The sequence below is a fragment of the Pseudomonas sp. Irchel 3E19 genome (assembly GCF_900187585.1).
Classification (GTDB): domain Bacteria; phylum Pseudomonadota; class Gammaproteobacteria; order Pseudomonadales; family Pseudomonadaceae; genus Aquipseudomonas; species Aquipseudomonas baetica.
Map to the genome: position 1 here is coordinate 16,098 of NZ_FYDT01000013.1, position 23,282 is coordinate 39,379.

A 23,282-nucleotide genomic window follows, 5' to 3' on the forward strand; every position below is an offset into this window, starting at 1 on the left:
AAGCAGACTAGCTCCCACAGGGGATTAGTGAACAACCGAATTGGGCGGCAGATGCCCGAGCCGCTCGGTCAGGCGCAGGCGCTGTATCGGATCTTCGCTGAGCAACAGCGCACGCTCCAGGTCGAAGCGTTCGGCATTCGGGCAGTCGAGCCGCTGATACAGACTGGCCCGGGCCAGGTAATCGGCGGCGCCGGCATTACCCAGTTCGAGCACACGCTCGGCGTCGATCAGCGATGCGATAAAGTCATCGTGGGTCAGGTGCAATTGACGCAGGTTGCGTGACAGGCGCTGGAGCATCTGCACGGGCGTAGCCGTGAGCAGATGCTCGGCGTTGAGTTTCATGTGCGCCCCGTATTGACGCTGTAACAGTTCGCGACAGTCATTGGGATACAGGCGTCGCCCCCCGCACGGATCCAGCAAGTGATCGGCACCAGGCACCCGTAGCAGGAAGTGCCCGGGGAAATTGACCCCGACCAGTGGAATCTCCAGACCGCGCGCCAGCTCCAGAGCAATCAGCGCCAGCGCCAGCGGCTGGCCGCGACGGGTCTGCAGCACTTTATGCAACAGCGCAGCCTGGGGGCGCAGTGGCAGAAAGTCATCCTGGGCAAAACCCAACTCAATCATGCGTCGCAGTAACGGCTGCGCGAGCTCGCTGACCGGCAGCATTGGCAAGCCGAAACTGACGCGTTGCTGCAGCTCCTTGAAGTATTGTAGCAGCGCCTCGGGATCGATCGCTTTTTCGTGCTCGGCGGCCATCCACAACGCGGCTTCCAACAACGCGGGCGGTGAACGGTGCAGACACTCGAAAAAACGTTGGCGCGGATTCATGACAATCTCCGGGGAATGCCTCGTTTTAGCCCCGTCCGTGGCATTCGTCCAGTGCCTGCCCATGTGCGTCTGTGTTTATTCCGCAAAGCCATCATCCGCGGGGCGCTTATTCCGGTGCGCTTCAGCAATTTTCGGACGCAAGCCTATACTGGCGTTCTACAAGAAGTGATTCGGGAGCCCAACGATGTTTGCGCTCATGCAAAGCACTCGCCTGGAATCGCTGCACCTGAGCGTTGACCCGGTTTCCGGGTTGAAGGCGGTCATTGCCATTCATAACAGTCGCCTCGGGCCAGCCCTGGGCGGTTGTCGTTATCTTGCCTATCCCAATGACGAATCGGCCGTCGAAGACGCTATTCGTCTCGCCCAGGGCATGAGCTACAAAGCCGCGTTGGCGGGCTTGCCCCAGGGCGGTGGCGTGGCGGTAATTGTGCGGCCGGTGCATGTGGAAAATCGCGGGGCGCTGTTCGAAGCCTTCGGCCGTTGCATCGATCAGCTCGACGGCCGCTATATCACCGCCATCGACAGCGGCACCTCGGTCGCGGACATGGACTGCATCGCCCAACAAACCCAGCACGTCACCAGCACCACTTCGGCCGGCGATCCTGCGCCACACGCGGCAATGGGGGTGTTCGCCGGGATTCGCGCAACCGCCATGGCCAGACTGGGCAGCGATAATCTGGAAGGTTTGCGCATAGCGATTCAGGGGTTGGGCAATGTCGGTTTCGCACTGGCCGAACAACTGCACGCCGCCGGGGCCGAGCTACTGGTCAGCGACATCGATCACGGCAAGGTGCAACTGGCGATGGAGCAGCTCAACGCTCACCCGATCGCCAACGACGCGTTGCTCAGCACACCGTGCGACATTCTTGCGCCGTGTGGACTCGGCGGAGTGCTCAACAGTCACTCGGTGACGCAACTGCGCTGCTCGGCGGTGGCCGGGTCGGCGAACAATCAACTGACGCATCTGGATGTTGCCGATCAACTGGAGCGGCGTGGCATCCTTTATGCGCCGGACTATGTGATCAATGCCGGTAGCCTGATTTACGTCTCGCTGAAACATCGCGGCGAGGAGCTGACCACCATTACCGCGCACCTGTCGAAAATCAGTTCACGGCTGACCGAAGTCTTTGCCCATGCGCAGGCGGAAAAACGCTCGCCGGCGCGGGTGGCCGATGAGTTGGCGGAAAAAGTTTTGTATCGCTGAGTTTCACAGGCATGAAAAAGGCCCTGAGCCATTCGACTCAGGGCCTATTCAATTCGGGCATCGATTACTTCGCGGCCTTCGCCGCTTTGGCCGGTTTAACCGGCGCTTCGGCAGCGTCTGCTACCTCAGCCTGCTCGACAGGCTCTGCCGGCGCATTGATCAGCTCCGACAGGGCATCTGGCTGGCTCTTGAACGCCCGGGCGAACACATCGCGGTTCTTCGCCATGTAGATCCCGGCTTCTTCCACTTGCTGTTCAGTCAGCGACGGAACGGCTTTTTGCAGCACATCGGCCAGATATTCGGCCAGTTCGAGCATTTTGTCATGACGGTCAGCTTCGGCTTTATCCATGAACAAGCGCTCCAGATCTCGGCTGCTGCGGTATACCACTTCGACGGCCATTCACCACCTCACATGCCTTCACATTTAGTTGTCTTTGCGACTACTGTATCTATATACAGCGAAAAGGATAAGCGAATCCCTACGCTTTGGGTAGTGGCTTTTCAATGTAGACCGGATTTCGGGTTTGTCAGATCGACCGTGTCGCCCTCATTCGCGAGCAGGCTCGCTCCCACAGGATTTGGGTCAGGCCGGTGCCCTGCGACCAAACGCCACGGCGCAGGTTTTGTGGCGGCTCGCCATGATGGCGTGGCCTCTTTTCTGCATGAAATCAGGCGCGTGCAGAAAACCGTCACGTCCAACACGCATCATCCGCTCGCATCGGGCTAAGGAAACAACATCGTGAAAATCAACTGGGCCGAGAAACTGCGGCAAAACGTGCATCAACTGGCCGAGTCCCTGGGCAACCTGTTCGTCGAAACCTTCCATTATCTGGCGCTGTTCGCCATCGGTGCGGTGACGGCGTGGGCGGCGGTGATGGAGTTTCTCGGCATGCTCGAAGAAGGGCATATCAAGATCGATGACATCCTGTTGCTGTTCATCTATCTCGAATTGGGCGCGATGGTCGGGATTTACTTCAAGACCAACCACATGCCGGTGCGCTTCCTGATCTACGTGGCGATCACCGCGCTGACCCGACTGCTGATCTCCAACGTCTCGCACCACAACCCGCCGGACATGGGCATCATTTATCTGTGCGGCGGCATTCTGCTGCTGGCGTTCTCGATTCTGGTGGTGCGTTACGCTTCGTCGCAATTCCCCTCGGTGAAGATCGAAAAACCGCAACGCAAGCTCGGTGCCGGTTCCGGTGAGCATCCCGAAGTGGAGAAGGGCGAACTTTAAAGTCCCGCGACTGGCCGGGGCTGGCCTTTGACCTGAGGCGGTGGCGGGGTCTGCCCGTCGCCGTTGGTCATGGCTTCGAGAATCGCCATGGCGCTGTGGCCCTGTTCGATCGCAATGCCGAACTGAATGCTTTGCACCAACCGTTTGAGGCGTGCGGGATCGTTGCGCTGCTCGGTGCTGATCATCCGTTTGGCCACGATCCGGCCGCTGTTGGACAGGGTCAGCATGATGCTGCCGTCCAGGCCCTGAATGCTCAGGTTGATCTGATAGTCCGGCGCAAAGGCATCGGTAATGATCTGAAAAGGATTGTCCATGATGCGTCACCGCCTGATTGAACGTGCAGTTGTTGACCGGCCGTGATCGGGTTGGTTCGTCCATCCAGACCATCGGCCATTCCGTGGCCTGTGTGGTTGCTTCATGTAGGAGTTGCCGCAGGCTGCGATCTTTTGATCTTCGGTGTTTTGATTTCGGTCATGAGGATCACAAAGATCAAAAGATCGCAGCCTGCGGCAGCTCCTACAGGGGTGTAGCAAGGGCTGTGCCGGGAAAATTGTCGAACAATGAACACGGGGATAAAAAAGGCGAGCCGCGTGGCTCGCCTTTTTTTGTGGCCCGTTTTCAGGGCAAGAACGAGTAGATGATCGCAGACAGTGCAATCAGGCCGATCAGCACCACGAACACATTGGATGCCTGGCCAGAATACTGGCGCAAGGCTGGCACGCGGCGGATGGCGTACATCGGCATCAGGAACAGCAGGCAGGCGATCACCGGGCCGCCGAGGGTTTCGATCATGCCGAGAATGCTCGGATTGAAAGTGGCCACGGCCCAGCAACTGAGGATCATGAACAGCGCGGTCGCACGGTTCAGCCAGCTCGCCGACATTACCCGGCCACGGCTGCGCAGGCTTTTCACGATCATGCCTTGAAAGCCTTCGCTGGCGCCGATGTAATGGCCGAGGAAGGATTTGGTGATCGCCACCAGCGCAATCAGCGGTGCGGCATAGGCGATGACCGGGGTCTGGAAGTGGTTGGCCAGGTACGACAGGATCGAGATGTTCTGCGCCTTTGCGGCCGCCAGATCCGCCGGCGACAGCGCCAGCACGCAACTGAAGCAGAAAAACATCACCGTGATCACCATCATGCCGTGGGCCATGGCGAGGATGCCGCTGCTCTTGCGTTCGGCCTGGTCGCCGTAGCGTTGTTTCTGGTCAACCGCGAAGGCCGAAATGATCGGCGAATGGTTGAACGAGAACACCATCACCGGAATCGCCAGCCACATCGTCTTGAGGAACACCGACATCGGCATTGCCTCTTGAGCGCTGGCGAAGAAAGCGCCGTTCCAGTTCGGAATCAGGCTGAGGGCGAGCAGCAGCAACGCAGCGACAAACGGATAAACCAGCACGCTCATGGCTTTGACGATCACGGTCTGGCCGCAACGCACGATGGCCATCAGGCCGAGAATCAACGCCAGTGAGAGAATCGCCCGTGGCGGCGGGGCGATGTGCAATTGATGTTCGAGAAAACTGCTCAAGGTGTTGGTCAGCGCCACGCTGTACACCAGCAGGATCGGGAAGATCGCGAAGAAATACAGCAGCGTGATCAGCTTGCCGGCACCGATGCCGAAGTGCTCTTCGACCACTTCAGTGATGTCGCCGGAACGGCCGGACAAGACAAAACGGGTCAGCCCACGGTGAGCGAAGTACGTCATCGGGAATGCCAGCACGGCGAGAATCAACAACGGCCAGAAACCACCAACGCCAGCGTTGATTGGCAGGAACAACGTACCGGCACCGATGGCGGTGCCGTACAACCCGAGCATCCAGGTGGTGTCGAATTTGCTCCAGCCCTTGTGGGCAGTTTCTGCGTTGCGTGCCAGATCTACAGCGGGGTTTTCGGCAGCAGGTGTACGTACATCGGTCATCGGTATCGCCTCGTTATTATTCTTGCTCGGGCTCACGTATTGCGGACGGTCGGGGAATGCTCCTCAGCACTCCACCCAGCTGACAGCCAGGCCGCCCCGTGAAGTTTCTTTGTATTTGTCGTGCATGTCGGCGCCGGTATCGCGCATGGTGCGGATCACCCGGTCGAGGGAGATGAAGTGGTTGCCGTCGCCGCGCAGGGCCATCTGTGTCGCGTTGATCGCTTTCACGGCGGCGATGGCGTTGCGCTCGATGCACGGCACTTGAACCAACCCGCCGACCGGGTCGCAGGTCAGGCCGAGGTTGTGTTCCAGGCCGATTTCGGCGGCGTTTTCCAGTTGTTCCGGGGTGGCGCCGAGCACTTCGGCAAGGCCTGCGGCCGCCATTGCGCAGGCTGAGCCGACTTCGCCCTGACAGCCGACTTCGGCGCCGGAGATCGAGGCATTCTTCTTACACAGAATGCCGACCGCCGCAGCGCCCATGAAGAACGCGACGACGTCGTCGTCGGACGCGTCCGGATTGAATTTCATGTAGTAGTGCAGAACCGCTGGAATGATCCCGGCCGCGCCGTTGGTCGGCGCAGTGACCATGCGTCCACCGGCGGCGTTTTCCTCGTTGACGGCGAGGGCGAACAGGTTGACCCACTCCATGGCCGACAGCGTCGAGCTGATGACATTCGGCTTGCCGATTTCCAACAGGCTGCGGTGCAGTTTTGCGGCACGGCGCGGCACATTGAGACCACCGGGCAGAATGCCCTCGTGGCGCAGTCCTTGTTCAACGCATTCGCGCATCACCGACCAGATGTGCAGCAGCCCCTGACGAATTTGTGCGTCAGTGCGCCATGCGCGTTCATTGGCCATCATCAATTCGCTGACCCGCAGATTGTGTTTTTTGCACAGCGACAGCAGTTCGGCGGCGCTGGAAAAATCGTACGGCAACACCACGTCGCCGCTCGGGGCCACGCCCGACTCTGCCTCCGCCGCTTCGATGATGAAACCACCACCGACCGAGTAGTACGTTTGTGTAAACAGCTCGGCGGTTTCGCCAAAGGCTGTCAGCGACATGGCATTGGGGTGGTAGGGCAGGCTTTCGTCGAGTAGCAGCAGATCGCTTTGCCAGTTGAAGGCAATCGAGCGTTGACCGGCCAGCGCCAGTTGGCCGCTTTCGCGCAGTTGCTGGATGCGCGGATCAATGGTCGACGGATCGATGCTGTCCGGCCATTCGCCCATCAGGCCCATGACCGTGGCGCGGTCGGTGGCGTGGCCGACGCCGGTGGCCGACAGCGAACCGTATAAACGGATTTCAACGCGGCGCACATCGTTCAACAACCGTTGATCGATCAACGCCTGGGCGAAAGTCGCGGCGGCGCGCATAGGGCCTACGGTGTGGGAACTGGACGGACCGATGCCGACTTTGAATAGATCGAAAACACTGATAGCCATGCTAAAGCCTTACAAGCAATGGAGTAGGAAATCGCCGCCATTTTTTGTAGGACAAGCGCAATGTCGGCGATACTGCCCACCTTGATCTTCAGTGACCAACGAAACTTCCTAAGACAGCCTTTAGCAGGACTAAACGATGAGTCGTCAATTGCATGCCCAGACTTACGTCTGGCTGCAGGTGTTTTCCTGTGCCGCGCGGCACCTGTCCTTCACCCGTTGCGCGGAAGAACTGCACATCACGCCGGGCGCGGTCAGCCAGCAAATCCGCCAGTTGGAGGAGCGCCTCGGTTTTCGCCTGTTTCACCGCCGCGCTCGCGGGGTCGAGTTAAGTGCAGAAGGGCAGCGGCTGGCCATGACGGTCAACGAAGCCTACGGCAGCATCGACGCCGAATTGCGCCGACTGGATGCGGGGATGATCAGCGGAATTCTGCGCGTGCGGTCGATTCCTTCGTTCCTCAGTAAGTGGTTGACGCCACGATTGCCGCGACTGCAACAGCGTTATCCGGATATCCAGCTACGACTGGTGGCTGAGGACAGCAGCGTGCCATTGCACGAGGGCGATTTTGATCTGGCCATCGACTTGAATGACGGCAGCTATCCAGGACTGTTATCCACAGCCTTGCTCGATGAACAGATTTTCCCGGTTTGCGCGCCGAGCCTGTTGCGTGGCCGCCCACCGCTGCACGGGCCGGCGGATCTGGTGCATTTTCCGTTGCTGCACGACATCACCGCCTGGCGCGGCAGTTATGAATACGCGGAGTGGGAATTCTATTTGAACGCTATCGGCTTCGAAGGGGCCGATGTGCGGCGCGGGCATACGTTCAATCGCAATCACCTGACCATCGAAGCCGCCATCGCCGGCATGGGCGTGGCGATTGCCCGACGCACGCTGCTCAACGATGAACTGGAGCGGGGCACGTTGATTGTGCCGTTCGGCCTGTCGGTGCCCAATCACAAACGCTACGTGTTGCTCTATGCGCCGGGGGCGTTGAGCCATCCGGGCGTGCGTGCGGTGCATGACTGGCTGGTGGAGGAGGCGGGGATTTTTCGCAGTCTGCACCCGTTGAACGACGGGCAATTGTGAGTGAATTTTGCAGGGCGACCAGGCGACCCAACTCCCGACCTTACCAGCGCTGTGTCCGGTTGTCCGGCTTTTTTTGCGAATGAATATTTATCTTTTTTCAGGGGTTGAAATGTTCGCCGGTCGGGCCGATTGTTGTAACCAAGAGGTCAAGAAAATATGTCTACGGCCTCTCGCGAGCTAGCTGAAATAAGGGATGAACTATGCAAATCCAAGTCAACAGCGATAACCATATTCAAAGTAGTCAACGACTGGAGGAGTGGGTACGTACAACCATTGAGAGCACGCTCGAACGTTATGAAGAAGACCTGACCCGTGTCGAAGTCCACCTGAGCGACGAGAACGGCGACAAACCTGGTCCTCATGACTTGCGCTGCCAGCTGGAAGCGCGGCCAAAAGGCCATCAACCGATTTCCGTCACCCACAAAGCCGATTCGCTGGAACAGGCGATCGACGGTGCAGCCGAAAAACTGGAGCACGCGCTGGAGCACCTGTTTGGCAAATTGCGCGGCAAACCACGTGCTGCGGTGGTGCCATTCAGCAAGACGAATGACGCACTGCTGGAGGAAGAATTTCTTGAGAATGAACAGGCAGCGATCAACAGTTGATGCGCTGATTTCATAAGCCACCCAATGAGAACGGGCCTGCGAATGCAGGCCCGTTTTTGTTTTCAGTGGTGGTCAAAACGCCACAGAAGTCTGCACATAAACCGTTCGCGGTTCCCCGACATACTTGCCCTTGTTGTTGTCATCGAATGAACGCGTGAAGTATTGCGTGTTGAAGATGTTCTTCACCCCCACCGCCACATTCAGATCCGACAATTGCGGCCCGAAGTCATAGCCCGCACGGCTGCTGAACAGCATGTAGCCGGGGATCTTGCCAGTGCTGCCGTCGGCGCTTTCTTTCGAGGTGTTGGCGTTGTCGGCAAACTGATCGCTCTGGAAGCTGCTATCGAAATTGAGTTTCCACGGCCCTTCGGTGTAACCGACGCCAATCGTGCCTTTGTGTTTTGAGGAGAACGGCACGCGATTGCCCTTGTTCGGCCCGTCTTCGCGGATGGTCGCATCGACGTAGGCGTAAGAGGCGTAAACATCGAAACCGGCCAGCGCCGGGCTCAAGTCGTCCAGCGCATAGTTGACGCTGGTCTCGATGCCTTGATGGCGGGTTTCGCCACGGGCGATCACCGAATCGTTGGTCTGGTTGCTTTCGTACTGGTTGTCGAAGTTGATCAGAAACGCGCCGATCTCTGCGCGCAACGCGCCGTTGTCGTAACGGGTGCCGAGTTCCCAGGTGCGCGCTTTTTCCGGTTTCACTTCGCCGCTGGTGACGCGGTTGGGCATCTGGCTGTATTGCACGCTGCCGAACGAACCCTCGGTGTTGGCGTACAGGTTCCAACTGTCGGTCAGGTGATACAGCACGTTTAACGCCGGCAGCGCGGTGTTGTAGTCGCCTTTGTATTTGACGTTGGTCAGGTTGTTGGTCTGCTGCGATTCGATCATCTCGTAGCGCACGCCCGGGGTGATCGTCCACTGGCCGATGTCGATGCGGTCGTCGACGAAGAACGCATTGGCCTCGGTGCCGCCACGGGTGTCGCGGTCATTACGGCTGTCGGTGGTCGGGTATTGATTGCTGGCAATCGGCGTGCGGTAGCGCAGTTCGTGGCCCGCCTCGTTGATGTAGCGATAGCCGACGCCGACTTCATGGCTGGTCGGGCCGAGGTCGAAACCCTGGGCGAAGCGGGTTTCGAAGCCGCGCACCCAATACTCGCGTGGCGACAGCGACAGGAAGCTGCCCTGATCCAGATAACCGCTGCGCAGGGTTTTGGTGAAGAAGGTGTTGGCGGTGAACTCGCGGCGATCTTCCTGATAGCGGTAACCGAAATTGAACATCGTGCGCCGGCCCCAGAACTGGTCTTTCGGCCGCGTCGACTGGTACGGATCGGCATCGTAATCAGCCACGTTCAAGCCGCCGGGCATGTCAGCCTTGCCTTCGTAATACTGAGCCATGGCGTTGAAACTGTTGGCCTCGTCGAGCTGGTATTTGCCCTTGAGAATCAGGTCGTCGATCTCGGTGTCGCTGTGCTCACGCCAGTCGCCGCCGCGAGTGCCGGAGTACAGCAAAGCGCCGCCCAGACCGTTGGCGTTGGTGCCGCCGGCCAGCAGATTGGCGCTGGTCTTGAAGCCATCGTGGCTCGACGACGGGCTGGTTTCGGTCTGGAAACCACCCTTGACCGTCGGCTCGTCGGGAATCGCCCGGGTCACGAAGTTGACCACGCCACCGACGTTCTGCGGACCGTAACGCACCGCGCCACCGCCGCGCACCACGTCCACCGCATCCATGTTGCCCATGCTGATCGGCGCGAATGACAACTGCGGTTGGCCATAGGGCGCGAACGGCACCGGGATGCCGTCCATCAACACTGTCGAGCGTGCCGCCAGACGCGGATTCAAACCACGAATGCCGAAATTCAGCGCCATGTCGTGGCTGCCGGTGCCGTTGTTTTCCGGGGCGTTGACGCCGGGGATGCGGTTGAGCACATCGCGCGCCTGGGTGGCGCCCTGGCGTTCGAAGTCTTCCCGGCGGATCACGTCCCGGGCGCCAGGGTGTTCGAAGACGTTGATTTGCTGTGCATCGCCGAGCCAGTCGCCGACGACTTTCGAGGTGTCCAGCTCAAGCGCTGTGTCACCCGCCGGTTGCAGGCTGAAGGCGTTATCGCCCTCGGCGCGGGCTTGCAGGCCAGTGCCTTCGAGCAATGCATTCAAACCTTGCTCGGTGGTGTAGCTGCCCTCCAGGCCGCGGCTTTGCACACCACTGGTGACTTGCGAGCCGAACGAGATCAGCACCCCGGCTTCACGGCCAAACTGGTTGAGGGCGTTTTCCAGCGACGACGGCGCAATGTGATAAGCCTTGGCGTCGGCAGCCAGCGCGGCGGGCAGGGCGCCGAAACTCAGGCTGGCGCCGAAGACAAGGTTGCGCAGGCTGCGGGCCAGTGGCGTGAGGCGGGTGGGGTGCATGGTGGAGGGTCCTGAGAAGGTTGAATCAAGGGGGGCTTTCCTTCTCTGTCACGCCAGATCTGAAAAACGGCTCATTTTTTTTTGAAGAGCAAAAGATCGCAGCCTGCGGTTACACCCGCGCCTCGACGCTGACCCAATAACGGGTAAAACGCCTCACCTTCACCGGCAAACTGATTTCCAGCAGATCGAGGATTCGCTCGCTGTCGTCCAGTGGATAAGTCCCGGAGATCAGCAGATCGGCGACCTTCCTGTCGCAATTGAGCTGGCCGCGGCGGTAGCGTCCCAGCTCATCGAGGAAATCACCCAGACGCATGTGCGCCGCCACCAGCATGCCCTCGGCCCAGGCGCCGCTGTTGGCGTCCAGAGGTCCGGCTTCGCTGACAGACGTCAAGCTGAAGCTCAGTTGCCGGGCGACGGGCAGCGACATCGGCGCGCGTCCATTGGCGGTCAGTTCAACCCGACCTTCGAACAGCGCCACCTGCGTGCGATCAGCAAACTGCCGTACGTTCAGGCGTGCGCCTTGGGTTTTCAGAATTCCCTGCGCGGTGCGTATTTCGAAGGGTTGGGCCGCGGTCAGGAGGATTTCGCCTTCAAGCAAACGGATCAATCCTTGCCTGCTTTCGACATCCACTGAACTGGCCGTGTTGAGTTGCAACTGACTGCCCGCACCCAACGCAATCTTTCGCCGCTGACCCAGCGGGCTGCGGTAATCGGCGAGCAGCGACGGCAACGGGTTGTGCTCGCGCATGCCCCAGGTGACGGCTGAACCGGCGCCCAGCAACAGCAGCAGTTTCAGTGTCTGACGGCGGCTGCCGGACTTCGGAGCATTGAGCACCGCATGCGCCAGCGGCGAAGAAACACCGCGCATGCGCTGGTTCACGCGCTGAATATGTTCCCAGGCGCGACGATGTTCGCTATGGGCGTCCAGCCACTGCTGCAACGCCTGTTGCTGGCGTGCGGTGAAGGCGCCTTGCTGCATTTCCATCAGCCAATGCACCGCCTGTTCGGCCACTTGCGAGGAGAAATCCGGGACGCGGTTCATAGGGCGAAATAGCAGCGCATTGCCGCTTTGTTGAGATGCCGTTTGACGGTGGCCACAGAGATGCTCAGCTCAGCCGCGATCTGTGGATAAGTCAGGCCATCGATCTGCGCCAGCAAAAAGGCGCGTTTGACCTGATGCGGCAGGCCGTCGAGCAATTGATCCAGCTCGATCAGGGTTTGCAGGATGATCGCTTTGTCTTCTTCCGATGGCGCGACCGTTTCCGGCATTTGCGCCAGCGTGTCGAGGTAGGCGCGCTCCAGATCCTGACGGCGGTAATGATTGAACACGACGCGCTTGGCAAGGGTGGTCAGGAACGCACGCGGTTCAATGATCACCGGCGGTTCACGGGCGGTCAGCACTTTGATGAAGGTGTCCTGCGCCAGATCCGCCGCGCTGTCCGGACAGCCGAGTTTGCGCCGCAGCCAACCAGTGAGCCAGCGGTGATGTTCCTGATAGAGCGATTCGACGGGATGGGCGGACGGCAACGGTATTACTCCGGGCGCACTTTTGTACGTTAGAGAACAAGAACTGTTCGCATTGTAGGGGTGGGAAAGGCTGTCCGGCAATCAGATGCTTTTGCGTATGAGAATATTTATCATTAATATTGCTCGCCTGTTGGTTCGGCTTGTCGGCCGAACGTTTTTCGTTTCAGGGTCGAAACATGAAAGCCAAATTTGCCGCACTCCCCATGTCCTACCGTCTGGCCGTCACCTCGCGGGTGCTGGCGGCAGTGTTTGGCGGCTATCTGGTCGCAGCGCTGGCCAGCGTCACCCTGACGCTATGGCTGCCGTTGAGCCGTGCTGAAGCGGTGGTGACCGGCATGACCATTTCGTTTCTGGTGTATCTGGTCGCCGTGCTTTGGTGCTTTGCCTGCCGAACGGCGTGGTCGGCCTGGGTCGGTTTGCTGGTGCCCAGTGTGGTACTGGCGACCATCTCTGGCGCGGCGCGGGGCTTGGGATACGCATGAAAGAAGGATTTCGCCAGGCCATGGCCTGGCTGCACACCTGGACCGGGCTGGTGTTCGGCTGGTTGCTGTTCGCGATTTTCCTGACGGGAACACTGGCGTACTTCAAGGACGAAACCAGTCACTGGATGCAGCCGGAAATCCCGGCGCGGCCGATCAATGCCGAAGCGAGCCTGACCCTGGCCCAGGAATATCTACAGCAACATGCGGCCGGTGCCTCACGCTGGCTGATCAGCTTGCCCGATGCCCGTGATCCCGGCCTGACCGTGCGTTGGCAGCCATCGCCAGCCAAACCTGGCGAACGTGGCCGTTTCGAGTCGAAAACCCTCGATGCGCAAACCGGTGCCGAAGTACTGGGCCGCGAAAGCATGGGCGGCGAGTTCTTCTACCGCTTCCACTTCCAGCTACAAATGCCTTACCCGTGGGGCCGCTGGCTGGCCACTATCGCGGCGATGGTGATGTTCGTCGCGCTGATCACCGGCATCATCACCCACAAGAAAATCTTCAAGGACTTCTTCACTTTCCGCCCGCGCAAGGGCCAGCGTACCTGGCTTGATGGGCATAACGCTGTCGGCGTGTTGGTGTTGCCGTTTCACCTGATGATCACCTACAGCAGCCTGGTGATTTTCATGTCGATGGTCATGCCGGCGAGCATCGCGGTGTCCTACAACGGCGACGTAAGGGCGTTTTTCGATGAGGTTTTCCCCGCCTCGAAGACACCGGAGCGCGCCAATATTGCCGCGCCTCTGGCACCCATGGCGCCGCTGTTGGCCAAGGCCAGCGAGCAATGGTCGGGCGGCCAGACCACGCGCCTGTCGGTAAGCAATCCTGGCGATGAAAATGCGTCGGTGGTGTTGTCTCGCGCTGGCGACCGCGTCGTGCACGACTTCGGTAACGCCGTGACCTTCAATGGCGTCACCGGACAGATGCTCGGCAGCACCCCGCAACAGCCTGTGGCAATGGCAGTGGGTGGGGCTTTCTATGGTCTGCACATGGGCCACTTTGCCGGGCCGGTGTTGCGCTGGTTGTATTTCATTTGCGGTCTGGCCGGCACGGCCATGATCGGCACCGGACTGGTGATCTGGCTGGGCAAGCGTCAACTCAAACACGCCAAGAGTGGGGTCATGCCGTTCGAGTTGCGTTTGGTGGAAGTGCTGAACATCGCCAGCATGGCCGGGTTGGTGTCGGCGGTGGCGGTGTTCTTCCTGGCCAATCGTCTGTTGCCGGTGGGGTTGGCCGGTCGCGCGGATTGGGAAGTGAATGCGTTTTTCATCATGTGGGGGCTGAGTGTGGTGCATGCGCTGCTTCGTCCGGGGCGTAAGGCCTGGGTTGAACAGCTTGGGCTGGGGGCGGCGCTGTTTGTCGCGGTACCGCTGATCAATGCGCTGACCACACCATGGAATCTCGGCGCAACACTTGCGCTGGGCGATTGGGTGCTCGCCGGTTTCGACCTGACGTGCCTCGCTGCCGGGGTGTTCCTCGCGTGGGCCGCGTGGAAAATGCAGCGTGGCGCAAGTAATGTCAGAGTGAAAAAAGTACAACGCGAAACGGCGCGGCCGGTCACGCTTGAGCAAGGGGCGAGCTGATGCTGCTGGCGCTTCTGCTTTGCTACGCCGGGTTCACCGCGCTGTGTCTGGCGATGCCTCGGCACCATGATGAGCTGCTCGGGCACAAGTCCTCGGCGCGCCGCCGTCAGGGATTGAAACTCATCGGGTGGCTGTCGCTGGCCTTGTCGCTATGGGCTGCGGTGGCCGTCAAAGGCTGGAGTTTCGGTCTGGTCGACTGGTTTGCGGTGTTGATGCTCAGCGCATTGGCCCTGGTGCTGTTGCTGCCCTACCGGCCGCGTCTGGCCTTGACGTTGGCCGGGTTGAGCCTGCTGGCCAGCCCGGTCGCGGCATGGGCGCAGTGCTGACGTGCTGATTGGCCTGCCACCGGAATCGCGCGACGATGAACCGCGCGGGGCTCGTGCACATTTTCTGCAGGTGTTCCTCTCGCAGCGCTCGCAAATGGAAGCGCTGGTAAATCGACGCGTCGGTTGCCGGGCGACGGCGGCGGATCTGGTACAGGATCTGTTTTTGCGCTTCTGGCGCCGACCGTTGGTGCAGGTTGAAGAACTCAGCACCTACCTGTTGCGTTGCGCCGGCAACATCGCCATCGACCATCTGCGCAGCGAAGGCGCACGGCTGCGCGTCAACGAAGGCTGGCAACCGGAGGCGCCGGACAGCCAGGGCAGCGAACCACAGGCAGCGCTCGAAGCCGGCAATGATCTACGCCATGTCGAAGCGGCCTTGCGCGCCTTGCCCGAGCGCACCCGGCAGATCTTTTTGCTCAATCGCATCCACGGCCGCAAGTACGCGGACATCGCCAAAGCCATGGGCCTGTCCCAAAGCGCTGTGGAAAAACATATGATGCGCGCCCTCGAGGCCTGCAAGGCCAGCCTGCGCGAACCCGCGCCACGCCTGCCAGGGAAAGCACCGTGAAGCCCACCGACATAATCATTCCGACGTCCGCTCAGGAACAGGCGGCTTTTGCCTGGCTGAGCCTGCTGCATGATCGGCCCAGCGCTGGCGATCAACTGACGTTCAGCCAATGGCTGCGGGCCGACCCTGCCCACGCCGAGGCTTACGCCCAGGCGCAATTGCTCTGGGAATTGAGCGAAGGCCCGGCGCAAAGGTTGGCCAATGAAGAGGCGATAGCGTTGCAGGGTTACCTCGATGCGATGGATCGCCCGCGTCGTCCAGCACTGTTGCGTTGGTCTGGCGCGTTGGCGATGGCGGCGTGTCTGCTGTTGATGGTCAGCCTCGGTACGGGGTGGCAACCGCAGCGCTGGATTGATGATCTCGGTGCCGATTATGTCTCGGCGCCCGGCGAGATCCGTACCGTCACCCTAGCCGATCAATCGCAAGTGACGCTGGATGCCGACAGCGCCATCGCCGTGGATTTCAGCCACGGCGAACGCCATGTGCGCCTGCGTCGCGGCGCCGGTTTTTTCAGCGTCACGCACACGGGCGAGCCGTTTGTAGTCGAGGCTGAGAAGGGCCAGGTGCGAGTGCTCGGCACGCAATTCGAAGTGCGTCTGCAACCTCATGGGGCGCAGGTCACCGTGTTGTCCGGGCGTGTCGGGGTGACGGCGGATCGTGATGGCGAGCAACAGAATCTCACCGCCGGCCAGCAAGTGGCTTACGGCGATGGCGTGGCGCAAAAGCTCCACGCCGTGGACAGCGAGGCGCAACTGGCCTGGCGTCAGGGCTGGCTGACTTACTACAAATCGACGCTGGGCGATGTGGTGGCGGATCTGCGCCGGTATTACCCCGGGCGCATCGTGTTGCTCAGAGATGAGTTGGCGGCGCGCAAGGTCAGCGGCAGTTTTCCGAGTAAGGACCCGCAGGCGGTGCTGAATTCGCTGCAAGGGGTGATGGGGTTTGAGCAGCATCAGGTGCTGGGGCATCTGATTATTTTGCGCTGAGGTCACTGACCTCTTCGGGAGCAAGCCCCCTTCCCACAATTTGAAATGTGGTGCCGTTGTGGGAGGGGGCTTGCTCCCGAAGGCGTCGGCACATACAACACATCCTCCAAAAATATTTTCAATTTTGGGGTGAGGTAAACCCGAGCCCCATCCGTGTAGTGACTGAAACTGCGAGTCATTCGCATCCGTTGCGGTTCTACACAGGTCATTGAGCAATGAAGTCCAGGGCAAAATCGGGTTCGGTCAAACAGTGGTTGGGCGCTCAAGCATTGAGCTTTTCGGCATTGGCCTTGTTGCCGATGAGCGTTGCGCTCGCCGCTGAAGCCGTCAGCAGTCAGGCGCAAAAGCAATTCAGCTTCTCTCTGGCCGCCAAACCGCTGCCGCAAGCCCTGAGCGACTTCAGCCGCGTCACCGGGCAGAGCGTGGTTTACACCGATGAGGCGCCGTACGGCATTATCGCGCCAGCCGTAAACGGTCAGATGAGTGCCGAGCAAGCGCTGCAACGTCTGCTCACAGGTTCCGGCCTGAACTTGCGCCGCACCGACAGCCACACGTTCGCACTGGAACCGCAACCCACCGCCGGTGCGCTGAATCTCGGCGCGACGACGATCACTTCGCTGCGCGACGAATCGATGAGTTACCAGCCCCCGCAAACCAGTTCGGTGATGCGCTCATCGGCCTCGCTTCAGGAAATCCCGCAGACCGTCAATGTCATTCCCGCACAAGTGATCCGCGATCAGGCGCCGCGCAACCTTGATGACGCGCTGGCCAACGTCAGTGGCATCACCCAGGGCAACACTTTGGGTAGCACCCAGGATTCGGTGATGACCCGCGGCTTTGGCGATAACCGCAACGGCTCGATCATGCGCGACGGCATGCCGATCGTGCAGGGTCGTGGCATGAACGCCACGGTTGATCGCGTCGAAGTGCTCAAAGGCCCGGCGTCTTTGCTGTACGGAATTCAGGACCCGGGCGGCGTGGTCAACCTCGTCAGCAAGAAGCCCGAACTTGAGCAATACAACGCGCTGACGCTGCGTGGCTCGACCTACGGCGAAGGCAAAAACGGCAGTGGCGGCACCTTCGACAGCACGGGTGCGCTGGGTGAATCCGGGTTCGCTTATCGCCTGGTGCTCGATCACGAAGACGAAGATTACTGGCGCAACTACGGCACCCATCGCGAAACACTGATCGCCCCTTCGCTGGCCTGGTTCGGCGAACGCACCCAGCTGTCATTCGGCTACGAGCATCGTGAATTCCTCACGCCGTTCGATCGCGGCACGGTGATCGACCCACGCACCAACCATCCGCTGAACATCTCGCGCAAGGAACGTCTCGACGAGCCGTTCAACGACATGCAAGGGCGTTCGGATCTGTATCACTTCGAAGCCGATCACGAGCTCAACGATGACTGGAAGGCTCACTTCGGCTATAGCTGGAACCGCGAAACCTACGACGCCAGCCAGGTGCGCGTGACCGCCATCGATACCAAAAAAGGCACGCTGACCCGCAGCATGGATGGCACGCAAAACGCGATCAGCACCGATCGTTTCACCACCGCCAGCCTCGAAGGCAAGGTCAACGTACTGGGCATGCAGCACGACCTGGTGTTTGGCATTGATGATGAATACCGCAAGATCTACCGTGCCGATCTGATCCGGCAGAAAAGCCTGAGCACCTTCAGCTACGTCAACCCGGTCTATGGTCGCGAGGTTGAAGGCACCACGGTCAGCGCTGCCGACAGCGCACAGACCGATGAACTGCGTAGCGATTCGATCTTCCTGCAGGACTCGATCCACCTCAACGAGCAGTGGATTCTGGTCGCCGGCGGGCGCTTCCAGGAGTACGACCAGTACGCCGGCAAGGGCGTGCCGTTCAAGGCCAACACTGACAGCAACGGGCAGAAGTGGGTGCCACGCGCCGGCCTGGTGTATCGCTACACCGACGAGCTGTCGTTCTACGGCAGCTACACCGAATCGTTCAAACCCAATTCGACCATCGCCCCGCTGAGCGGCAGCAGCACGGTGCTCGACGGCAGTATTGCGCCGGAAGAAGCCAAGTCGTGGGAGCTGGGCGCGCGGCTGGACATGCCGGGGCGCATCACCGGCAACATCGCGCTGTTCGATATCAAGAAACGCAACGTGCTGGTGGCCAACTCCGAAGGCCCGACGACAATTTACAGCGCGGCGGGTGAAGTGCGCTCGCGCGGTCTGGAAATGGATCTGACCGGTCAACTCAGCGATCGCTGGAGCCTGATCGGCAGCTATGCCTACACCGATGCCGAAGTCACCGAAGACCCGACCTACAAGGGCAAGCGCCTGCAGAACGTGGCGAAGAACAGCGGCTCATTGTCGGCGGTGTATGACTTCGGCAGCGTGATCGGCGGCGATCAACTGCGCGTCGGTGCCGGGGCGCGGTATGTCGGCGAACGTGCGGGGAACGCGGTGAATGATTTTGACCTGCCCAGCTACACCGTGGCCGATGCCTTTGCCACTTACGACACCAAGGTGGAAGGGCAGAAGGTCAAGTTCCAGCTCAATGTGAAGAACCTGTTTGATCGCACGTATTACACCTCGGCGGCGAGCCGGTTCTTTGTGTCGATGGGCGATTCGCGGCAGGTTTCGCTGTCCAGCACCCTGGAGTTCTGATCCACAATCGCGTCATCGTTCTTCGCGAGCAGGCTCGCTCCCACAGGGGATTGCATTCCAAATGTGGGAGCGAGCCTGCTCGCGAAGAGGCCCTGAAAGGCACTTAAGATTTCAGGCCTAACGCAAAAACGCCTGCCGATACTCGCCCGGGGTCCCGCCCAACACCTGCTTGAAGCGATTGGTGAAATGGCTCGCACTGGCAAACCCGCACGCCAGCGCAATCTCCCCCAACGGTAACGTCGTCCCGCGCAACAACTCTCGCGCCCGGCTCAAGCGTCGTGCCAGCACATACTGATGCGGCGGCAGGCCGAAGCTCACGCGAAACATCCGCGCAAAGTGGTATTCCGACAGCGCACACAACCCGGCCAGTTGTCCGAGGCTGATCGGCTCGGCCAACTGCGCATCGATGAACTCCACCAGTTGCCGACGCTGATGCGGCGCCAGTCCGCCCTTGAGGCGCAAGCCCTGACGTGCGCCGACCTGACTGAGCAAGGTGTGGCTGATCAATTCGTGGGCAAGGCTGCTGGTCAGCAGACGTTCGGCCGGCTCGTCCCAATTGAGGGTGAGCAATTGTCGAAAGCGCTGTGCCTGCTGCGGGTCTTCGAGAAAGGTCTGCTCGCGCAACTGCATCTCACGTGGTTCACGATCAAGCAGCGTGACGCAACCGAGGGCGAATTGTTCGGCATTGAAATACAGGTGCGCGAGGCGAATATCGCCATTGATCACCCAGCCTGATTCGTGGTCGGCCGGCAGGATGCACAGCTTGTCCGGCCCGCCCTTGCGGCCCGGTTGCCCTCGACGAAACGTACCGGTGCCGCCGGCGATGTAGCAGGAAAGGGTGTGATGGCTTGGTGCTTCGTATTCTCGGGCGTCGTGGTGATTGGTCCACAAGGCTGCAGACAAGCCGTCACCGAGCTCCGCGCTGTGCACAAGGCGTGCGTTCGGCGAGCGGTTAAGTGCTTGAAAGACTTGCAGCGTATCGATGGCGGCCATGATCGGATCTCTTCAACGCCTTGCATCCTACTCCGTAGCCGCCGCGCTGCGCGCCAGTCGCCCGACAAAAGCGCAAGTTTATGCAAGCGCTTGCCGCCTGCCGAAGCAGACACTCAAGGCCTATCAAGGAGTGTTCGTCATGAATCTGTCGTTGTATCTGTTGACCGTGCTGATCTGGGGCACCACCTGGATTGCCCTGAAATGGCAACTGGGCGTGGTGGCGATTCCAGTGTCGATCGTTTATCGATTTGGCCTCGCGGCGCTGGTGCTGTTCGTTTTACTGTTGCTCAGCCGTCGCTTGCAACCGATGAACCGGCGCGGCCATTTGATCTGCGTGGCTCAGGGCTTGTGCCTTTTTTGCGTCAACTTCATGTGCTTTCTCACCGCCAGTCAGTGGATTCCCAGCGGTCTGGTGGCGGTGGTGTTCTCCACCGCGACCTTGTGGAACGCGCTCAATGCGCGGCTGTTCTTCGGCCAGCGAATTGCCCGCAATGTGTTGATGGGCGGGGCGCTGGGTCTGTTCGGCCTGGGCATGTTGTTCTGGCCGGAACTCGCCGGCCATCAGGCCAGCCCGCAAACCTTGCTTGGCCTGGGACTGGCCCTGTGCGGCACGTTGTGCTTCTCGGCGGGCAATATGCTCTCGAGCCTGCAACAGAAGGCTGGCCTCAAACCCTTGACCACCAATGCCTGGGGCATGGCTTATGGGGCGGCGATGCTGTCGGTGTGGTGTCTGGTCAAAGGCATACCCTTTGACATGGACTGGTCGCCGCGCTACGTCGGTGCGCTGCTGTATCTGGTCATTCCGGGTTCGGTGATCGGTTTCACCGCGTACCTGACGTTGGTCGGGCGCATGGGGCCGGAGCGCGCGGCTTATTGCACGGTGTTGTTCCCGGTGGTGGCGCTGAACGTTTCGGCGTTTGCCGAGGGTTACCAGTGGACAGCTCCGGCGCTGGTCGGTCTGGTATTGGTGATGCTGGGCAACGTGCTGGTGTTTCGCAAACCGAAAGCGGTGGTACCGCCGATCTCGGGAAAGTTGGCGTGAAATAAAACGAGCGCTGACCTTCAGCGCTCGACTTTCAAGGTGATGTAAATCATGACAGGGAAGATGAAATCAACGATATGCCGTGCCCAGTCCTTGGCATTCCATGATTGCGAAGTGTCCATGTCAAACCATTCCACCCCCACGGTTTGCAGGCAAACGTAATAAATAAAGATTGCCGCCAGTATGCCCATGATCGAGAACTTTTTTGCCTCGTGGAATATTTCGGCGGAGGCGTTGATGTTGCGATAGAGCTGATAGGTGCCTATCAGGCACAACACGGTATACGTGACTTCCAGGGTGATAATGAACCAGTAGATGCGGTGATGAATCATCGGCGATTCGATGGCCCGATACTTGATGGTTTCACTGGCCGTGGTGGTGTCCATACTCAGGATGTGCGCCACGTAAGTGTAGTTGGAATCATAGTCGGTGAAGTTGTGGATCATCACCAGCAGGCCAAAGAAACTTATGTAAGCCATTAATATGACTTTGCTGTAACGGATAAGTCTGTCGGTGGTCAGGGTATTCAAGGTGTTAGCTCTCCATTGCGTTGTCGATCATTCGACAATTCGGAGAGCTTATAATGTTGTTGTTTGATTGGGTTTGTTGTTCAATTTCGAGTTGTGTATTAAACCAACTAACGGGCAAGTGCCATTACGCACTTGCCCGTTTTTTCAGCCGCGCCAGACTTGCGGGTTTACCAGGTCTTGCGGGCGTTCGCCGAGCAATGCACTGCGCAGATTGGCCAACGCGCGGTTGGCCATGGCTTCGCGGGTTTCGTGGGTGGCTGAGCCGATGTGCGGCAGCGTCACGGCATTTTTCAGCTGGAACAGTGGCGATTCGGCCAACGGTTCTTTCTCGTAGACGTCCAGGCCTGCGCCGCGAATACGGTTGTTTTTCAGGGCTTCGATCAGCGCTGGCTCATCGACTACCGGGCCGCGGGAGATGTTCACCAGGATCGCGCTCGGCTTCATCAGGGCCAGTTCGCGATGGCTGATCAGGTGGCGGGTCTTGTCGCTGAGTGGCACCACCAGGCAGATGAAATCGGCTTCGGCGAGGAGTTGGTCGAGGCTGCGAAATTGTGCGCCGAGTTCTTGTTCGAGGTCGGTCTTGCGGCTGTTACCGCTGTAGATGATCGGCATGTTGAAGCCGAACCGGCCGCGGCGGGCGACGGCGGCGCCGATGTTGCCCATGCCGACGATGCCGAGGGTTTTGCCGTGCACGTCAGTGCCGAACAGCGGTGCGCCGACGCTGGCTTGCCATTGGCCTGCCTTGGTCCAGGCGTCGAGTTCGGCGACGCGGCGGGCGCTGCTCATGATCAGGGTGAAGGCGAGGTCGGCGGTGCTTTCGGTGAGCACGTCGGGGGTGTTGGTGAGCATGATCGCGCGTTCATTGAAGTAGTCGAGGTCGTAGTTGTCGTAGCCGACCGAGACACTTGAGACCACTTCCAGTTTGGTGGCGGTTTCGAGTTGGGCTTTGCCGAGTTTGCGGCCGACGCCGATCAGGCCGTGGGCGTGGGGCAGGGCTTCGTTGAATTGGGTGTTGATGTCGCCGTTTTTCGGGTTGGGGACGATGACGTCGAAGTCTTGTTGCAGGCGTTCGATCATGGGGGGGGTGATGCGGCTGAAGGCCAGGACTGTTTTTTTCATTGGGCTTGGGCTCGGCTTTGGCTTTCTGAGATTGCCAAGCACGCTAACATTTCTTTGTGGGTTTTGGCTTGTCTTGGCGGCCTTTGGGCCGACCATGTTTGGGGGATTTTGTGTGCATATCCGTTGTTTCTGGGGTTGCCACTGGCGGTTTCGCCCTTACGGCGACTCACTTTTTTACAAGCGCCTAAAAAAGTAAGCAAAAAACGCTTGCTCCTACGTACGGCCCGCTCGCTGGGGCTCGGGGTGCCTTCGCTCCGGGATCGATCCGGGGGCATCGCCTCCGGTTTGCTTCGCTGCACCTCCTCTCGATGTGTTTGGCTTCGCCAAACGGCGCTTCGCGCCTACCCCCCGGATGAATCCCTCCGCTCAGCCTTCCGACGTCGCCCGTGGATCAAGATCAAGAGCAGCAGCCGAGCTTGCGCTCATCCTGTTGAGTGGGGCGGCATTCGCCGCGTGCGGGTTGGACTTGTTACTTCTGTAGGCGCTGCCGAAGGCTGCGATCTTTTGATCTTGCTGTTGTTTTGCTGTGGAGGTTGGTCCGTCGCGATGACGGCCCGTCAGCCGACCAATATCTTGCAGACTGCATACGATCCAATTGTAGGAGCGAGCCTGCTCGCGAAAGCGGTATATCGGGCACCAAAAATGTTGAATGGGCTGACGCCTTCGCGAGCACGCTCGCTGCCACAGGGGGTTAGTTGTGTGGCGCAGATTGGGGGATTTCGTGGTTATCCAGGACGCGGTTCACGGCCAGTTC

21 protein-coding genes and 1 pseudogene are annotated in these 23,282 nt (G+C 59.9%); 11 read left to right on the forward strand and 11 right to left on the reverse strand.

All coding sequences use genetic code 11. The features are described 5' to 3' along the window. Positions 1 to 24 precede the first annotated feature (24 nt). On the reverse strand, positions 25 to 828 hold the full coding sequence (locus tag CKW18_RS10710) for a SirB1 family protein (RefSeq protein ID WP_095188766.1): 804 nt from the start codon (positions 826 to 828) through the stop codon (positions 25 to 27). A 184-nt stretch (positions 829 to 1,012) separates the two neighbouring features. Between CKW18_RS10710 and CKW18_RS10715 the strand changes: the two genes are divergently transcribed. Next, positions 1,013 to 2,032: a Glu/Leu/Phe/Val dehydrogenase dimerization domain-containing protein gene (locus CKW18_RS10715; RefSeq protein ID WP_095188767.1), complete on the forward strand. Its 1,020-nt coding sequence runs from the start codon at positions 1,013 to 1,015 to the stop codon at positions 2,030 to 2,032. Between the two features lie 145 nt (positions 2,033 to 2,177). Here CKW18_RS10715 and CKW18_RS10720 read toward each other — a convergent pair. Beyond that, positions 2,178 to 2,432 (reverse strand): annotated as a pseudogene (locus CKW18_RS10720) (YebG family protein); the annotation flags it as partial. Positions 2,433 to 2,771: 339 nt separating this feature from the next. Here CKW18_RS10720 and CKW18_RS10725 point away from each other — a divergent pair. Further along, positions 2,772 to 3,272, forward strand: a complete 501-nt coding sequence (locus CKW18_RS10725) for a phosphate-starvation-inducible protein PsiE (RefSeq protein WP_095188769.1) — start codon at positions 2,772 to 2,774, stop codon at positions 3,270 to 3,272. Here CKW18_RS10725 and CKW18_RS10730 read toward each other — a convergent pair. The 3 genes from CKW18_RS10730 to CKW18_RS10740 all read right to left on the reverse strand — a co-directional run bounded on the left by CKW18_RS10730 (position 3,269) and on the right by CKW18_RS10740 (position 6,632). Beyond that, entirely contained in the window at positions 3,269 to 3,586 is a 318-nt protein-coding gene (locus tag CKW18_RS10730; RefSeq protein WP_095188770.1) for a DUF3509 domain-containing protein, read from the reverse strand. The two genes, CKW18_RS10725 and CKW18_RS10730, sit on opposite strands and share 4 nt — an antisense overlap. Before the next feature lie 304 nt (positions 3,587 to 3,890). Continuing rightward, complete coding sequence (locus CKW18_RS10735; protein ID WP_095188771.1) at positions 3,891 to 5,192, reverse strand: serine/threonine transporter; 1,302 nt, start codon at positions 5,190 to 5,192, stop codon at positions 3,891 to 3,893. Positions 5,193 to 5,255: 63 nt separating this feature from the next. After that, positions 5,256 to 6,632 carry an L-serine ammonia-lyase gene (locus CKW18_RS10740; protein WP_095188772.1) on the reverse strand — a complete coding sequence of 459 codons (1,377 nt, stop codon included), beginning with the start codon at positions 6,630 to 6,632 and terminating at the stop codon, positions 5,256 to 5,258. A 136-nt stretch (positions 6,633 to 6,768) separates the two neighbouring features. Between CKW18_RS10740 and CKW18_RS10745 the strand changes: the two genes are divergently transcribed. Together CKW18_RS10745 and CKW18_RS10750 are read left to right on the forward strand one after the other, a co-directional pair. Then, positions 6,769 to 7,716, forward strand: a complete 948-nt coding sequence (locus tag CKW18_RS10745) for a LysR substrate-binding domain-containing protein (protein WP_095188773.1) — start codon at positions 6,769 to 6,771, stop codon at positions 7,714 to 7,716. Between the two features lie 200 nt (positions 7,717 to 7,916). Continuing rightward, positions 7,917 to 8,321 (forward strand): HPF/RaiA family ribosome-associated protein, encoded by a 405-nt coding sequence (locus CKW18_RS10750; RefSeq protein ID WP_095188774.1) that lies wholly within the window; start codon positions 7,917 to 7,919, stop codon positions 8,319 to 8,321. A 72-nt stretch (positions 8,322 to 8,393) separates the two neighbouring features. Here the strand turns inward: CKW18_RS10750 and fecA are convergent, their stop codons facing one another. From fecA to CKW18_RS10765, 3 genes are all read right to left on the reverse strand, one after another. Beyond that, positions 8,394 to 10,727: a TonB-dependent Fe(3+) dicitrate receptor FecA gene (gene fecA, locus CKW18_RS10755; protein ID WP_095188775.1), complete on the reverse strand. Its 2,334-nt coding sequence runs from the start codon at positions 10,725 to 10,727 to the stop codon at positions 8,394 to 8,396. A gap of 109 nt (positions 10,728 to 10,836) precedes the next feature. Then, on the reverse strand, positions 10,837 to 11,769 hold the full coding sequence (locus tag CKW18_RS10760) for a FecR domain-containing protein (RefSeq protein WP_095188776.1): 933 nt from the start codon (positions 11,767 to 11,769) through the stop codon (positions 10,837 to 10,839). Further along, complete coding sequence (locus CKW18_RS10765) at positions 11,766 to 12,254, reverse strand: sigma-70 family RNA polymerase sigma factor (RefSeq protein ID WP_095188777.1); 489 nt, start codon at positions 12,252 to 12,254, stop codon at positions 11,766 to 11,768. The genes CKW18_RS10760 and CKW18_RS10765 overlap by 4 nt, the downstream gene beginning before the upstream one ends. A gap of 176 nt (positions 12,255 to 12,430) precedes the next feature. On the opposite strand from CKW18_RS10765, the gene CKW18_RS10770 reads away from it, so the two are divergent. The 6 genes from CKW18_RS10770 to CKW18_RS10795 all read left to right on the forward strand — a co-directional run bounded on the left by CKW18_RS10770 (position 12,431) and on the right by CKW18_RS10795 (position 18,844). Beyond that, positions 12,431 to 12,736 carry a DUF3649 domain-containing protein gene (locus tag CKW18_RS10770; protein WP_095188778.1) on the forward strand — a complete coding sequence of 102 codons (306 nt, stop codon included), beginning with the start codon at positions 12,431 to 12,433 and terminating at the stop codon, positions 12,734 to 12,736. Beyond that, positions 12,733 to 14,319 (forward strand): PepSY domain-containing protein, encoded by a 1,587-nt coding sequence (locus tag CKW18_RS10775; RefSeq protein ID WP_095188779.1) that lies wholly within the window; start codon positions 12,733 to 12,735, stop codon positions 14,317 to 14,319. Before CKW18_RS10770 ends, CKW18_RS10775 begins: the two co-directional genes overlap by 4 nt. Next, positions 14,319 to 14,645, forward strand: a complete 327-nt coding sequence (locus CKW18_RS10780; protein ID WP_095188780.1) for a DUF3325 domain-containing protein — start codon at positions 14,319 to 14,321, stop codon at positions 14,643 to 14,645. Before CKW18_RS10775 ends, CKW18_RS10780 begins: the two co-directional genes overlap by 1 nt. Position 14,646: 1 nt before the next feature. After that, a complete protein-coding gene (locus tag CKW18_RS10785) occupies positions 14,647 to 15,213 on the forward strand; it encodes an RNA polymerase sigma factor (protein WP_095188781.1) in 567 nt (188 codons plus the stop codon). Continuing rightward, a complete protein-coding gene (locus tag CKW18_RS10790) occupies positions 15,210 to 16,199 on the forward strand; it encodes a FecR family protein (RefSeq protein WP_095188782.1) in 990 nt (329 codons plus the stop codon). Before CKW18_RS10785 ends, CKW18_RS10790 begins: the two co-directional genes overlap by 4 nt. 215 nt (positions 16,200 to 16,414) lie before the next feature. Beyond that, positions 16,415 to 18,844: a TonB-dependent receptor gene (locus CKW18_RS10795; RefSeq protein ID WP_095188783.1), complete on the forward strand. Its 2,430-nt coding sequence runs from the start codon at positions 16,415 to 16,417 to the stop codon at positions 18,842 to 18,844. Between the two features lie 117 nt (positions 18,845 to 18,961). On the opposite strand, the gene CKW18_RS10800 is transcribed toward CKW18_RS10795, so the two are convergent. After that, positions 18,962 to 19,837, reverse strand: a complete 876-nt coding sequence (locus CKW18_RS10800) for a helix-turn-helix domain-containing protein (protein ID WP_095188784.1) — start codon at positions 19,835 to 19,837, stop codon at positions 18,962 to 18,964. Between the two features lie 139 nt (positions 19,838 to 19,976). Here CKW18_RS10800 and CKW18_RS10805 point away from each other — a divergent pair, with 139 nt between their 5' ends. Then, positions 19,977 to 20,879, forward strand: coding sequence for a DMT family transporter (locus CKW18_RS10805; RefSeq protein WP_095188785.1), 903 nt, complete (start codon positions 19,977 to 19,979; stop codon positions 20,877 to 20,879). Between the two features lie 20 nt (positions 20,880 to 20,899). Here the strand turns inward: CKW18_RS10805 and CKW18_RS10810 are convergent, their stop codons facing one another. Both CKW18_RS10810 and CKW18_RS10815 read right to left on the reverse strand, forming a co-directional pair. Beyond that, positions 20,900 to 21,409, reverse strand: coding sequence for a DUF2165 family protein (locus CKW18_RS10810; protein ID WP_095188786.1), 510 nt, complete (start codon positions 21,407 to 21,409; stop codon positions 20,900 to 20,902). A 144-nt stretch (positions 21,410 to 21,553) separates the two neighbouring features. After that, a complete protein-coding gene (locus CKW18_RS10815) occupies positions 21,554 to 22,528 on the reverse strand; it encodes a D-glycerate dehydrogenase (RefSeq protein ID WP_095188787.1) in 975 nt (324 codons plus the stop codon). Between the last annotated feature and the right edge of the window lie 754 nt (positions 22,529 to 23,282).

Bases quoted from the DNA above. Each gene is read 5' to 3' on its own strand.
- CKW18_RS10800 (WP_095188784.1), bottom strand. From the start codon at position 19,837: ATGGCCGCCATCGATACGCTGCAAGTCTTTCAAGCACTTAACCGCTCG.
- CKW18_RS10780 (WP_095188780.1), top strand. From the start codon at position 14,319: ATGCTGCTGGCGCTTCTGCTTTGCTACGCCGGGTTCACCGCGCTGTGT.
- CKW18_RS10760 (WP_095188776.1), bottom strand. From the start codon at position 11,769: ATGAACCGCGTCCCGGATTTCTCCTCGCAAGTGGCCGAACAGGCGGTG.
- CKW18_RS10750 (WP_095188774.1), top strand. From the start codon at position 7,917: ATGCAAATCCAAGTCAACAGCGATAACCATATTCAAAGTAGTCAACGA.
- CKW18_RS10770 (WP_095188778.1), top strand. From the start codon at position 12,431: ATGAAAGCCAAATTTGCCGCACTCCCCATGTCCTACCGTCTGGCCGTC.
- CKW18_RS10735 (WP_095188771.1), bottom strand. From the start codon at position 5,192: ATGACCGATGTACGTACACCTGCTGCCGAAAACCCCGCTGTAGATCTG.
- CKW18_RS10815 (WP_095188787.1), bottom strand. From the start codon at position 22,528: ATGAAAAAAACAGTCCTGGCCTTCAGCCGCATCACCCCCCCCATGATC.
- CKW18_RS10795 (WP_095188783.1), top strand. From the start codon at position 16,415: ATGAAGTCCAGGGCAAAATCGGGTTCGGTCAAACAGTGGTTGGGCGCT.
- CKW18_RS10775 (WP_095188779.1), top strand. From the start codon at position 12,733: ATGAAAGAAGGATTTCGCCAGGCCATGGCCTGGCTGCACACCTGGACC.
- CKW18_RS10710 (WP_095188766.1), bottom strand. From the start codon at position 828: ATGAATCCGCGCCAACGTTTTTTCGAGTGTCTGCACCGTTCACCGCCC.
- CKW18_RS10740 (WP_095188772.1), bottom strand. From the start codon at position 6,632: ATGGCTATCAGTGTTTTCGATCTATTCAAAGTCGGCATCGGTCCGTCC.
- CKW18_RS10730 (WP_095188770.1), bottom strand. From the start codon at position 3,586: ATGGACAATCCTTTTCAGATCATTACCGATGCCTTTGCGCCGGACTAT.
- CKW18_RS10805 (WP_095188785.1), top strand. From the start codon at position 19,977: ATGAATCTGTCGTTGTATCTGTTGACCGTGCTGATCTGGGGCACCACC.
- fecA (WP_095188775.1), bottom strand. From the start codon at position 10,727: ATGCACCCCACCCGCCTCACGCCACTGGCCCGCAGCCTGCGCAACCTT.
- CKW18_RS10715 (WP_095188767.1), top strand. From the start codon at position 1,013: ATGTTTGCGCTCATGCAAAGCACTCGCCTGGAATCGCTGCACCTGAGC.
- CKW18_RS10745 (WP_095188773.1), top strand. From the start codon at position 6,769: ATGAGTCGTCAATTGCATGCCCAGACTTACGTCTGGCTGCAGGTGTTT.